The sequence below is a fragment of the Rhizobium sp. WYCCWR 11146 genome, from assembly GCF_013591995.1.
GTDB classification, from domain to species: Bacteria; Pseudomonadota; Alphaproteobacteria; order Rhizobiales; family Rhizobiaceae; genus Rhizobium; species Rhizobium indicum.
Window position 1 is genome coordinate 389,637 of the sequence record NZ_JACCEY010000024.1, and the last position, 14,531, is coordinate 404,167.

A 14,531-nucleotide genomic window follows, 5' to 3' on the forward strand; every position below is an offset into this window, starting at 1 on the left:
CGCTGCTGCGGCACCACAGACGTCGCTGTTTTTGCCGGTGCCGAGCGGACGCAGAATATCGTTTTCGCAGTGACGCCGAAGCTTGACCGAAATGCGGTGCTAGCGGATGGCTCTGATGTCCCGCGTTTACCCCGAATTTCAGCAACGGCTGAGGGAGGGGCGACGGCTATGTCCACCTCTTGCCAGGCCGGCTACAAAACTCATGGTGGTTCTCAGTGGTGGAAACAAAGAGCGAAGAAGATGGCGCCGGAAACACAATCCGCTCAACCCGATAATGGAGGTCCTTTAATGAGGTTATTCGCTAAGGTCATTAGCAACTTTAAGGATATTTTATCGGCGCGGAAATACGGAGGGGAGCTAATATACAGTATAGACATATCGGTGAACAAAAATAGAAGATCATGTATATACATAATAAAAGGAGGTGATGAAAATTATTACGGAATGATCCGTCTTCATGTAAATGAAGCGTCATTTCTTTATAAGATTTCCATCGATGAGCTGAAACTTCTTGCGATCGACATTCCAAAAGCACTCGATGCGGTAAAAACTGAAAAATCTCGAACGCTGGCACAAGGGCAATAAAAATGGGCTTCTCGTACTCGAGCAGCTTTCGGACGCAGAATTATCCTTTCCAGTTAGGAGGAGTAATATCAGGACAAGCATCGTATTGACGAAACGGTGACGGTGACAAGCGCCGATGGCCGCGGCAAGAGCGTAACCACCGATCTCGGCGGCGATGGGCTAACGGATCAGCTTGAGTATGAGTCGTTTATACTAACTATTTTGTCGATGTGTGCGGCTTATGGTTACGTTGTGGCGATTAATCTACTTTTTTCTATAACTGGGAAATCCAATAAAAATACTGAGATTGGAGATGACAATGAGCGGTAACGATCAACGAGACTCCTTTAGTGCAGCCGGTAATGCGATCGCCTTTTCCAGTTGGGCGTTTGACAATCCTCATGAAGTTTGAAGGAAGACCGCACGCATGATCTGACAGCAAGCAACTGGTCGCTTCCGCGGTGAGGTGCGCAGGGATCAAACTTGTACAATAGTCACATTGCCTACATGCGACAAAATAGCCTCAGGACCAAAACGCACACAATATCACAGAGCCGTGATTTGACCGATAATTCTCTCCGATTAAACGTGATGCACGCAAAACAAAATCACAGGTAGTCCTTTCTGGAAAGAATGATTACCTCACCTCTAAGTTATGAAATAACCAACTGGCGTTGACGAGCGGGGGCTCGGAGTAACCAATTCTTCTGCGCGTAGGGTCGCGGCGGGATTAGTCAGAGCCGGTTGTTTTCGGAACCTTTGTCGAAGCCGAAGGTAACCGTTCCTTTACAAGAAGAAGCGAGCCCCACGATCAAATGAAACCCCCTCAAAACCAATCAAAGTAATAGTTGATATTCTTGTACGAGCCAGAGCGCGCTTTTGGCGCTTTGCTTTCGCTCCGCACTGGATTTTCACGCCGCGACATCAACCGAGAGCGTCGCGGGTCAAAGTATCTTTCTCCAGCCTGGGCAACGGATTTTATCTCGTGTCGTACGACCCGGGGTTCTGATCGCAATATTTATACAGTCAATAGGATGTGATCTTCGTATGGGCAGCCTCGACCCTGGCATCGCAAATGCGGCAGCGCAACCGGTGGATTCCGGCCTGCGTGCTTTGTGCGGAATTGCAGCCTTCTACCGGATTGCTGCCGATCCGAACCAGCTTCATCATGAGCTTGCAATTGGCAGCGGGGTTGCTTCCGAGCTGGATCTTCTGCGGGCGGCATCGGCAGTCGGATTGAAGGCAAGGGCCGTCCGCGAATTGACCGAAGCGCGCCTCAGAAACCTGCCTGTTCCCGCGATCGTGCCTATGCCGGAAGGCACATTCGCCATTCTCGGCGGGCCGACCCCGGCTGGCCGATACAGGGTCGTTGATCCCGTAACGCGCGCCGATCGTGAATTATCGGCGGCCGAGCTGCTGGTCGAGACAGGTGCCCGCGCGCTTCTCGTGGCCCGGAAATTGGGAGGGGCAGGAACAGATCCCAGGACCTTCGGACTGAAATGGTTTCTGCCGTCCCTCTGGCGCTACCGCAAGCCACTTGCACACGTCCTCGTCGCCTCGCTCTTCGTTCAGATTTTTGCCCTGGTAACGCCGCTCTTCTTCCAGGTGGTCGTCGACAAGGTTCTCACGCACAAGGGCTATTCGACGCTGTTCGTTCTGGTCGCCGGAATTGCGATCATCGGTCTCTTCGATGTCGTCTTACAGTACCTGCGAACCTATGCGTTGTCGCACACGACCAACCGTATCGACGTCGAGCTGGGACAACGGCTTTTCCGTCACCTGCTTCGCTTGCCGCTCGACTATTTCGAAACGCGGTCTGCAGGCCAGACGGTCGCCCGTGTCCGGGAATTGGAAACGATCCGGAACTTCCTCACGGGGCAGGGGCTGTTTGCCGCAATCGACCTGGTATTCGCCATCGTCTTTCTCTGCATCCTGTGGCTCTACTCGTGGAGCCTGACGCTGATCGTTCTCGGCTCGATCCCGCTCTACGCCCTCGTTGGCTTTCTCGTGCGCCCACCGCTTCGCGACATGGTCAAGGAGAAGTTCAACCGTGGCGCGGTCAGCCAGCAGTTGCTCGTCGAGGCGATCATCGGCATACAGACCGTAAAAGCGGCGGCGGTCGAACCGGTCATGCAGGCGCAGTGGGAAGAAAAGCTCGCCGCCTACGTGAAGACTGCGTTTCAGACGACGCTGCTCGGCGCCGGCGGGCAGAACGTCATCCAGTACATCAGCAAGCTTACGACGGCGCTGCTGTTGCTGTTCGGTGCGCGCGCTGTCATCAACGGCGAGCTGTCGGTAGGCTCGCTCGTCGCCTTCAACATGATCGCCAGCCAGGCCACCGCACCCGTCCTCCGGCTCTCGCAGCTCTGGCAGGACTTCCAGCAAGTCCAGATCTCGATCGACCGTCTCGGCGACATTCTGAATACGCCGATGGAGCGAACGCCGGCAACGCGGCTTGCCCTTCCCGCTCCGAGAGGCCTCATCGAATTCAAGAATGTCAGTTTCCGCTACCGCCCCGGCGGTCAGGATATCCTGAAGAGCATCAACCTGCATGTCCGCCCAGGCGAGGTGGTCGGTATCGTCGGTGCTTCGGGGTCGGGTAAATCGACGCTGACGAAGCTCATCCAGAGGCTCTATCTTGCCAACGAAGGCCAAGTCTTGCTCGACGGGATGGATCTTTCGCAAATGGATCCGGCGTGGTTGCGAGGTCACATTGGCGTCGTTCTGCAGGAGAACCTGCTCTTCAATCGCACGATCCACGAGAATATCGCGCTCGCCAATCCCGCATTGCCGCGCGCCCAGGTCCTGGCGGTGGCCCGTCTTTCCGGTGCCGACGAATTCATATCGAAACTGCCGCAGGGCTATGACACCGTCATCGAGGAACGGGGCGCCAACCTGTCGGGTGGGCAGCGGCAGCGCATAGCCATCGCAAGGGCGCTCGCCACCAACCCGCCGCTCCTCATCTTCGACGAGGCGACGAGTGCCCTCGACTATGAAAGCGAGCGCGTCGTCCAGGAAAACATGCGCCACATCGTCCAGGGTCGAACCGTGATCATCATCGCCCATCGCCTTGCCGCCGTTCGAAACTGCCACAGGATTATCGGCATGGCAGACGGCCGGGTTGTCGAGATGGGAACGCATGACGAGCTTCTGCAAAAGAAGGATGGTCTCTTTGCGCGGCTCTGGACGTTGCAGCACGATACAAGGGTTCCGGCATGACTGTTGCCGCCCGCACCATCGCTGCCTCGCCTCCGCCGACACGGTCTAGATCCGACAACCAGTTCCTGGCGCCTGCACTCGAGGTACTTGAAACGCCGCCGTCCCCGGTCGGAACGGCGCTCCTTTTGATTATCTGTCTGCTCGCGGCCGTCGCGCTTGCCTGGGCATATCTCGGCAGGATCGACATCATCGCGACGGCACAGGGCAAAATCCAACCGGTCGGACGGGTCAAGGTCGTTCAGCCGCTTTACGGTGGCAAGGTCGTTGGTCTGCCGCCCGCCAATGGAACCGAAGTGCATCGCGGCGATGTGCTGTTCCAGCTGGACTCGACCGAAGCCATTGCCGACGAACGGGATGCCGAAACCGCGCTCGCGTCCGTTCAGGCAGAAGCCACGCGTCGGCGTGAGGCGCTTGTTGCCGGGGCTGCAGCGGGTGATCCGCGCGGCGCTCGCATCGACTGGGCAGCAGACGTGCCCGCGAAGCTTCGCAAACGGGAGGACGCCATTCTCGCCAGCGAGCTCGGTCAGCTCGACGCGTCGCTGACGTCATTGCGTTCCCAAATGCGCCAGAAGGAAGGGGAGCGAGACCACCTTCAGGATACGCTCGACGAGCAGGCGTCGCTCGTCGATACGCTACAACAGCGGGTCGCGATGCGCAACACGCTCGTCGGTGAGAACGCAGGGCCGATCGCCGGCGTCATCGACGCGACCGAAACCTTAAAGACGCAGCGGACACAGCTCGCGATCCAGAAGGGTCAACTTGCCGACGCCGTAGCCGGGATCGATGTCCTCGGCGCCGAGATCGAAAAGGCCCGCAGCACGTTCATCAGTGACCAGACCGAAAAACTCGGCGATGCCGAGCGGCAGGCCGAGGATCTCGAACAGCGCCTTGCAAAGAGCCGCGCCGAACTAGCGCAAATGACGGTGCGCAGCCCGATCGACGGCGTCGTCCAGGCCTCCGCGATCTCCACCGAAGGTCAGGTGGTGACGGCGGGCGAAGAGGTTCTGAGGGTCGTCCCTGCAGGGGCCACACTGGAACTCGAGGTTTATGTTCCCAATCGCGATATCGGCTTCGTTCATGTCGGCCAGCCGGCGGTGGTGAAGCTGGATGCCTTCCCGTTCACCCAATACGGCACGGTTCCGGCAACGATCACCAAGATAGCAACCGATGCCATTCCGGAGCCGGACGCCGAGCGCCGAGAGGAAGACGCTGCTGCCGCACCGCAAACTTCGCTGTTTGCGGGTGCCGAGCGGACACAGAACCTCGTTTTCGCGGTGACGCTGAAGCTTGAGCAAAATGCGGTGCAGGCGGATGGCGCGGATGTTTCGCTTTCACCGGGAATGTCGGCAACGGCCGAGGTCAGAACCGGTTCGAGGCGGATACTGGCCTACGTGTTTTCGCCTCTCGTTGAAGTGGCGAGCGATGCAATGAAGGAGCGGTAATTTGATAAAAGCAATGCGCCCCCGCAGCAACCGAGATGGTCGGTATTTTCCGTCGTCTCGTCATATTGATGGAGGATCCGAGCGTGAACGGTGATTTTGTACCTGCAAGCCCGCTTTCCCCGATCGGGCCCGTCCCCATCGTCCTGTTTCTGATCTTCCTGTTCTTAGTAGGTCGAATTCTACTTCGACGAAGCATTATTAGCTTAGATAGCGTTTTCGCGATTCTGATGGTCGCGGTGACAATTTCATCTCTCGCGTTATTTCACCGATTTCGAGCCCCTGACTATCTGCTCATCTTCTTGGTTGCGCAGATTGTAATCGCTTTGATCTTCTTCCCGATCGCCTGGTGGATGGCCCGTCGCGCTAAGGTGACTGATGAGGGATTTTTTTACCGACTCAGTAAGGTCCCGGTTGAAAGGAATATAAAGAGCGCATCGGTGGCGGCTTCAGTAGTAATAACGGCCTGCCTCGTCATATATGTCTCTGATTACAGATTAACTACGCCCTGTGAAAATGCGAAGTGTTATGCGATAGACTTTTTTATAGGATCCAGGGATAGCGGCTTCTTTAATCTTTACATGGCAAACATCTTAACGTCATTATTCTTTATTTTGTTTTTTGTGCATCTATATCACATCTATCGCAAGACAATAAAAGATCGCGAGAATTCCTGATGAACACTCTCAGTGTCACGTTCAGTTTCGATGACCTCAAGAACGAGTTCGATCAATTCAATAAAGAAGTTGGCAGAGCGGCATTTGCTGTTCAGTCGTTTATGGCCTACACAATCTCCGCAACTTACGCGGAAAGTACGCGCACTACCAAGCAATTGGGAATAAACGACATAGCTTCGGAGCTCGCCAACGGTGAGTTCGACCACATAGCGACGGCTGTCTCGGCGGACTCATCGATCAGTTCCTACGCGCGCATGGCGGCACGTTCTGATCTGCTGACCAAAAGTCTTCTCCCGGTGGACGCAATCTTCGATATCCTGTCCCATGATAAGCAATCGGCTCTGAATCGGTCTGTGGGAATTTACGTCGACGACAGCATAGCGCTCTCCGCTGGCCGCCTCGCAGTATCGCTCGCAAGCGGGGTGGCGGAAGTATCAGCCGCAGAAAATCCAGTCACTTTCGCTATTTTGGGAGGCGCAGCGGCACTCGCCTACAGTGAAGGACTCGGTCCTTCCGTTCGAAACTACGTCGCCGGACAACTCGACGCGCTGGACGAAGCCAAGTATTATGCAACCCAAGACTACAACGAGAAACAACTCGCCGCAGCAGTTCTCGATCGGCTCGGCATATCGCAGGCACCGTTATTAGATGCGGACACACTCGACGTGTACGACCCTTATGCTGGTCTTAGCGTCAGCAGTGGATTCGGATTGCCCGCGAACCAGGTGGCATCTACCGACTTTGCAGCCGATCCCAGCAGTAATTTCACCGACCCGGCGAATTTTGGCTTCACCACTCTAAGCAATACACCGAAATCTTGGGACTACTTCTATACGGACGACTGGACCAACGGCGGCTCCGATAATAGTGACTCCGCCCCCTCGATATCCGGCTCTTCGTCAAGCAGCGAAGACATGGGTGACAATTACAGTTCGGATGACAGCGACGGACCGTCACAATCATCGTCTGGCGGGCAAAGCAGCCGCTCGACCGATAGGCAGGAAGACTATCTTGGAGGGCTCAATATCGGCGACTACGAGCCTCCCCGCGATGCAACGCCAGACGTTGGCCCGCCTTCCTATGACGCCAACGGGAATTTTCCGGAGATCGACGACGGCGTCGGCGAAGATGATGAAGATCCAAGTGATGATGACGACGACAGTGGCGACGACGAACCAATCGTTCTCGACCTGGACGGCAACGGCATAAAGCTGACGCAGCAGACCTCGTCGATCACCTATTTCGACATGGCCGGGGATGGCAAGAAGCATCTGACCGCATGGGCAGCGGCCGGCGACGGCGTGTTGGCGATCGATGCGAACGGCGACGGCAAGATCGACCAGAAGAGCGAGATCGACTTTACGGCATGGGACCCGACGGCGGCGACCGACATGCAGGCGCTGCGCGATGTCTTCGACACCAATCATGATGGGAAGCTCGATGCCGGCGACAGCCGTTTTGCCGACTTCAAGGTCGTCGTCACGCAGGCCGATGGCACGCAACAGCTGAAAACCCTTTCGGACCTTGGTATCACGTCGATCGATCTTATCTCGAACAACCAGGCAACCACTCAGCCCGACGGCTCTGCCATCAGCGGCGCCGCGACATTCCAGCGAAGCAACGGTTCGACCGGCACGGCGGCGGACGTGTCGCTGGCCTTCGACAAGACCGGCGTCGTCACGTCAACCTCGACGTCGCACTCCGCAGACGGGTCGACCGTCATCGACACGAAGGTCAGCGGCACTGATGGAAGCCTTCAGTCCGAGCGCATCCTGACAACCTCGGCAGACGCTCTGACCCGCACCCTGACGACCGATACGGATGGCGACGGCATCATCGACGAGCGGCAAACCGATGTGATCACCGTTGCAAGCGACGGCAGTCGGACGGAGGTGCTCGCCGACTTTGATCATGGCGGCTCGATCCTGACCGACCGCACGACCACAGTGACCAGCGCTGACGGCAAACTCGTTACCATCTCCAGAGATCAGACGGGAGGCGGCTTTACCACCCAGCGGGAGACCGATGCCACCGCAGCGAACGGTACGCTGACCGTTACAGTGACCGATCTGAATGCCGATGGCTCGGAGAAGGATCAGACGACAACGATAACCAGTGCGGATGGTTTGACAAAGACGAAGACCGTGGACTCCACAGGACGCGGCATCGTCGATGCCACCACGACCGATATGATATCGGTGGCGAACGGCGGAGCACGAATTGAAGACGTCAGCGAATATGCCGGCACGGGTACGGCAGGCGCCAGCCGTATCGACGAAACGGTGACGGTGACAAGCGCCGATGGCCGCAGCAAGAGCGTAACCACCGATCTCGACGGCGATGGGCTAACGGATCAGCTTCAGTCAAACGTCATTGTCGTCAACACCGATGGTACGTCCGAGGCCACGCAGATTGTGAAGAGCGCTGACGGAACCCTGCTCAGCAAGACCGTCACGACGCTCACCGCCGACTCCCTCGTTCGTTCAACCAACACGGATGCCGACGGTGACGGTGCCTTCGAACTGACCCACCAGGACAGCACTGTGATTGCCGCCGATAGCAGCCGGGTCGAAACTGTCACTGACAAGAACGACGATCTGACGTTGCGGAATCGAACAGTGACGGCCTGGAGCGCAGATGGGCGCAGCAGGACGGTTCAGACCGATGCGAATGGTGACGGAGGATCCGATTCCGTCGAAACGATCGTGGTGGCCGGCGACGGAACGATCACGGATACGCTCTCGACCTTCAACCCGGCAGGAACCGTTTTATCATACGAGACGGTGACGACGACGTCGGCCGATGGATTGTCAAAGAACATACGGTCCGATGAGAATGGCGACGGGAGTTTCGACAAGCAATTGGATACCGCGACCGTCATCAACACCGACGGCTCCTCGACGACCACGGTTACGAACTGGAACGGCGATCACAGTGTCCAGACGGGCAAGACCATAACCACGGTCAGCGCCGACGGAAAAACCACCATCGTCGATACTTATCTTGGCGCCGGCAGTTCGAAAGATACTTCAGAACGAGATACGACCGTACTGAATGCAGACGGTTCCCAGACGCATATGGTCGTCAAAGCCGCTGGCGCCACGTCGGCGCAAATCGGCAAGACGGTCACCGTCACCAGCGCCGACCGCCGGAACGTCACGACCAGCACCTATCTCGATCAGTTCTCCAGTCCCGAACAGGTCACGATTTCAAACATCGCCGCCGATGGCAGCGAAACGACCTCCTCGTCGACTTACAGCGCCGATGGACAGCATTTGCTCCAATCTTCGTTGACGACGACGAGCGCCGATCGCCTGACGACCATTGCCACGACGGACAGCGATGGGGATGGGGACATCGACCGGCACAGCAGCGACGTGATGGTGCTCAACGCGGACGGAAGCCGGGTTGAGACTGTCTCCGATTATGCCGGCACGGCTGTTGCTGCCGCCAATCTGACCGACAGGCGCGTGACCACCACGAGCGCGAATGGCCGCCAGATCACCGTTCAGTCCGATCTCGATGGCGACGGAACCTTTGACAGCGTGACCCGTGACGTCACTTCCTTTAACCCGGACGGGTCGAAGGTGGAGATAGTTTCGGACTATGCGGGCAACGGCACGACGCTTGTCGATCGAAACACCATCACGACAAGCCATAGCGGATATAGCAAGGTGACGACGCTCGATGCCGATGGTGACGGACTTGTCGACACGACCGTGACCGACGTCACGGCGCTTAACGCCGACGGCTCGACCACCGAAGTGATCACGGTTGAAGACGGCTCTGCACTCCGCAGCAAGGTGGTAACGATCGAGCAGGCAGACGGCCGAACGAAAACGTTCGATACGGATGCGAACGGCGACGGCGGGTTCGACACCGTCGAGGCGGTCACTGTTGCCGCCGACGGTAGCACGATCGATAGTGTCTCGACCTTCAGCCCGGACGGAACGATCCTCGAAAAACGCGTCGTCACGACGACGTCGGCCGACGGTCTTGTAAAGACGGTGGAAACTGATGCCGATGGCGACGGCGACTTCGACAGCCGGTCGGTGACGGCAACCACGACAAATGCCGACGGGTCATCGACGGTCACCATTACTCGCAGCAACGGGAATGGAAGCACGCAGACCGGAAAGACCGTGACGACGATCGGCGCGGATGGTCAAACACTCACGACCGACACCTATATCGGCAGCGACTCCGCCGTCGACAAAACGGTTCACGAGGCCCGCACGCGCAATGCAGACGGTAGTATCCTCGACATTCAGGACGGTGTCGCCGGTGTCAATCGCCTGAAATACGTCCATACGCTGACGACAGCGAGCGCCGATGGCCGCAGCAGTACAAGTGATCTCTCGAACGGTATTCCGCCAACCAATGCGCAGACGACCGTCAACTCGGTCAATAGCGATGGTTCGCAGGTCACGATCGTCGAAAGCTACGGCATCAACAATCCGGTCGCGTTCAACGAAATCAAGACGACGACCGTCAGTGCCGACGGGTTGACGAAAACGGTGAAGAACGATTTCACCAACAGCGATGACACCGACTCATACAGCGAAACGATTTTCGATGGGACGGTGCTCAACGCCGACGGCTCGCGTACCGAGACGCTGCGCGATACCAATACAACAGGCCAGGTTATCGACCAGGTCATCAAGACGACCTCGACCAATGGCGACCTTGTCACCCAGCAGTGGAGCGGCAATCATAGCTGGGCGACAAGCGCGCTTACGGTCCGCAATAGCGATGGCAGTACCACGACCACGACGAGCGCCGGCACGGCGCTGTCGGGTTCCGGCGTCACGGGGCTCGTCGACCAGGAGGTCCAGACGGTTTCGGCAAACGGCCTGACAAAGACCACTGCGATCGCGCTCTCAACGAAGAATGCGAAGACCGATACCTCGATCCAGAATGTCGACGGCAGCAAGACGGAGACTGTCCAACTTTCGAATACGGTCACCGGCCATCTGCTGCGTTCGGAGACGACCGCAGATAGCGCCGACGGCCTGTCGCATACGGAGAGCCGAGACAGCGATGGCGACGGCGTTGCCGATCACAGCGAAACGACTGTGACAGCCGGCAATGGTGTCAAGACGACGACGATCTCCAATTTCAATTCCGACGGCACTCTCAAGGATCGCTCGACGACGTCAGCCAGTGCGAACGGTCTGGAGACCGATTACAGTTTCGATTCGGACGGGGACGGCGTGATCGATCGCAGGCGAACGGATGTTGCCGTTCTCAACCCGGACGGCAGCCGTACCGAGACCATTACCGATCTCGCCCCCGATGGTATTGCCGTCCTCGACAAGGTGACCAGCACCACGAGCGCCGATGGGCTGAGCAAGACACAACTCTCTCAGCTCGACGCAGCCGGACGTGTCTCGGAATCACAGATCGACACCACGGCCGTCGATGCCAATGGAGAACTGGTCGAGTCGAGCACGACCAGTTACCAGGACGGCAGCAAGCGCAGCGGCTTTGTCCGTTTGACGAGTGCAGACGGACTCGAAATCGTCACCGATTTCGATCACGATGGTGACGGCGTCATCGACGAGAGCCAGCTGTTCAACACCGATGCGGCAGGAAACACCTATCAGTCGCTCGACTATCCGACCGGAAAGTCCTGGCGCACGGGGGCCGCGGACAGTTCGGCCGACGGCTTCGTTATCAACGTCGATGACGACGGGCGCAGCACCGACGTAACGATTTTGTCGCCGGACACGCCGTCCGATCCAACGAGCGCGCCTACCGATCTCGGCGACGAGTTCATCTCGGTCTCCGCCGAGGCGAACGGCTCCTATAGCTGGGAAGCGGTTTCGACAACCGGTTCGGTCACTGCCTATGTCCGGCACGGGATCGATCCGGATGGTATCGATACCATCACCTGGTCGAATGTGCGTGGTCTCAGCGGATCGGCGCAAATCGAGATGACCGAGGAAAACCTCGACGTCGCCGAGATGCAGCGGATCTACGATGTCGTCTTCGACCGCGACATGCAGAACTCCGAGCGCGAGCAGCTAGGGACCTACCTGACCCAGGGTGCGCTCAATACGACGCAACTTGCGACCGACCTCATCGCAAGCGCAGCCTTCACGTCGAACTACGGGACCTTGTCGAACGTCGGCTTCGTCGAAGTGCTCTATCAGAACGCCTATGGACGCAATGCATCCGTCAGTGAGATGCAAACATGGCTCGGCAAGCTGAGCTCCGGCGGCATTACGCGGGCGGGCCTGGTCCTTGCGATTTCGGAGAGCGCCGAACATCAGGTCGTCGGCAATGACCACGTCACGACCAATGTGACTTCGGGCAAATATCTACATTCGACAGACAAGGCCGCGGCGACCGAAACTGTTGATCGTCTTTATCGTGTCCTGCTCGGCCGCGATCCGTCAGGAAGCGAAGCCGCCACGAAGGCAACCGCAATCACCGGCGGTACCGAAACCCAGTTCCAGGTCGCCAATGACATTCTGGTCTCCTCGGCTTTCACGACGCTCTATGGCGGCCTGTCAACGGCAGATCTCGTCAATCAGCTCTTCCTCAATGCCCTCGGCAGGGTGCCGACCGCGTCGGAGGCATCTTTCTGGACGTCAGCACTCGGATCCGGCACCACCAAGGCTGACTTCGCGGTCGCTCTTGCGGTCAATCAGTCCTATCTGTCATCGACGAAGGGGAGCGGCATCGACGTTGTCGGCACCGCCGGCACCGATATTCTGACGGGCGGGACAGGCGACGACACGATCGATGGCGCGGCCGGCAACGATGTGATCCTCGGCTTCGCCGGTAATGATACGATTGTCGGGGGAGCGGGTGCCGATACGATGATCGGCGGCGCTGGCGACGACACTTATGTCGTCGACAATGCGGGCGATGTGGTCACGGAGAATGCCGGCGAGGGCAATGATACGGTGAAGACGGCGCTGGCGAGCTACACGCTCGGCGCCAATGTCGAGAACCTCGTCTACACCGGGACGGCAGCCTTCACCGGCACCGGCAACGAGCTTGCCAATGCGATCACCGGCGGGGCAGGCGCCGATACGCTCGACGGCGGCGCGGGGGCCGACACGCTGACCGGCGGAGCCGGCAACGACACCTATGTCGTCGACAATGCAGGCGACGTGGTGGTCGAAGCAGCCGGGGCCGGGACCGACACGATCAAGACCACGCTCAACAGCTATTCGCTGGCATCTCTAGCGAATGTCGAGAACCTGACCTTCACCGGCACGGGTGACTTCATCGGGTCAGGCAATGCTGCGGTCAATGTCATCACCGGTGCCGCCGGCAACGATATCCTCGACGGCGGCGCAGGTGCCGACACGATGGTCGGCGGTGCGGGCAACGACATCTATATCGTCGACAATACAGGCGATGTGGTGACGGAAGCGGCCAGTGCCGGGACCGACACGATCGAGACGAGCCTGGCGATCTACTCGCTGGCCGCACTCGCCAATGTCGAGAACCTCACTTACACCGGCACAACGGCCTTCACCGGCACCGGCAATGCGTCTGCGAACGTCATCACCGGTGGAGCCGGCAACGATACGCTCGACGGCGGAGCAGGTGCCGACACGCTGATCGGCGGCACCGGCGACGACACCTATGTCGTCGACAATGCCGGTGATGTGATCACGGAGAATGCCGGCGAGGGCACCGACACGGTCAAGACGGCGCTCGCCTCCTACACGCTGGCCGCCAATGTCGAGAACCTGGTCTATACAGGCACCGGAACGTCGGCGATCTTTGCCGGCACAGGTAATGCGCTCGACAACGTCATCACCGGAGGTGCGAATGCCGACACGCTGTCTGGCGGGGCGGGCAATGACACGCTGGACGGCGGGGCCGGAGCAGACCACCTGATCGGCGGCACTGGCGACGACATTTATGTCGTCGACAATGCCGGCGATGTGGTGACGGAGAATGCCGGCGAAGGCAATGACACGATCAGAACGAGCCTGGCGACCTATTCGCTAGCCTCGCTCGCCAATGTCGAGAACCTGGCCTACACCGGGACCGCTGCCTTCACCGGCACCGGCAATGCGGTGGCCAATATCATTACCGGCGGCTCGGGCAACGACACGCTCGACGGCGGCGCAGGGGCCGACACGCTGACCGGCGGAGCTGGCAACGACACCTACATTGTCGACGATGCGGGCGACGTGATCGTGGAAGCGGCGGGCGGCGGCACCGACATCGTCAAGACGACGCTTGCAAGCTATACGCTGGCCGCCAATGTCGAGAACCTTATCTATACCGGATCGTCTGTCTTTGCCGGCACCGGCAACGAACTCGCCAATGCGATCACGGGTGGCGCTGGTGCCGATACGCTTGCGGGCGGAGCCGGCAATGATACGCTCGATGGCGGCGCAGGTGCCGATACGCTGATCGGTGGCAGCGGTGACGACATCTATATCGTCGACAATGCCGGCGATGTTGTCACCGAGAATGCCGGCGAGGGCAGCGACACGGTCAAGACTTCTCTGACCACCTATACGCTCGGCGCCGATGTCGAGAACCTGACCTATACGGGCACGGCGGCCTTTACCTGCACCGGCAATGCGCTCGACAACCTCATCACCGGTGGGACCGGCGCCGATCACCTGGCAGGTGGCCTCGGCAACGACACCTA

5 protein-coding genes are annotated in these 14,531 nt (G+C 58.6%); all 5 read left to right on the top strand.

Translation table 11 applies throughout. The features are described from left to right. The first annotated feature begins 69 nt into the window (after positions 1-69). The gene (locus HX899_RS35200) at positions 70-585 is read left to right on the top strand and encodes a hypothetical protein (protein WP_246697158.1); all 516 of its coding nucleotides are present in this window, start codon (positions 70-72) and stop codon (positions 583-585) included. Between the two features lie 1,026 nt (positions 586-1,611). Further along, entirely contained in the window at positions 1,612-3,783 is a 2,172-nt protein-coding gene (locus tag HX899_RS21745) for a peptidase domain-containing ABC transporter (protein ID WP_181293368.1), read from the top strand. Continuing rightward, on the top strand, positions 3,780-5,225 hold the full coding sequence (locus HX899_RS21750; RefSeq protein WP_138387465.1) for an HlyD family type I secretion periplasmic adaptor subunit: 1,446 nt from the start codon (positions 3,780-3,782) through the stop codon (positions 5,223-5,225). The genes HX899_RS21745 and HX899_RS21750 overlap by 4 nt, the downstream gene beginning before the upstream one ends. Positions 5,226-5,308: 83 nt before the next feature. Continuing rightward, the gene (locus HX899_RS21755) at positions 5,309-5,899 is read left to right on the top strand and encodes a hypothetical protein (protein WP_181293369.1); all 591 of its coding nucleotides are present in this window, start codon (positions 5,309-5,311) and stop codon (positions 5,897-5,899) included. A 914-nt stretch (positions 5,900-6,813) separates the two neighbouring features. Continuing rightward, positions 6,814-14,531 (top strand): DUF4214 domain-containing protein (locus HX899_RS21760; RefSeq protein ID WP_246697159.1); only part of this gene is annotated, 7,718 nt, incomplete at its 3' end.

Bases quoted from the DNA above. Each gene is read 5' to 3' on its own strand.
- HX899_RS21750 (WP_138387465.1), top strand. From the start codon at position 3,780: ATGACTGTTGCCGCCCGCACCATCGCTGCCTCGCCTCCGCCGACACGG.
- HX899_RS21745 (WP_181293368.1), top strand. From the start codon at position 1,612: ATGGGCAGCCTCGACCCTGGCATCGCAAATGCGGCAGCGCAACCGGTG.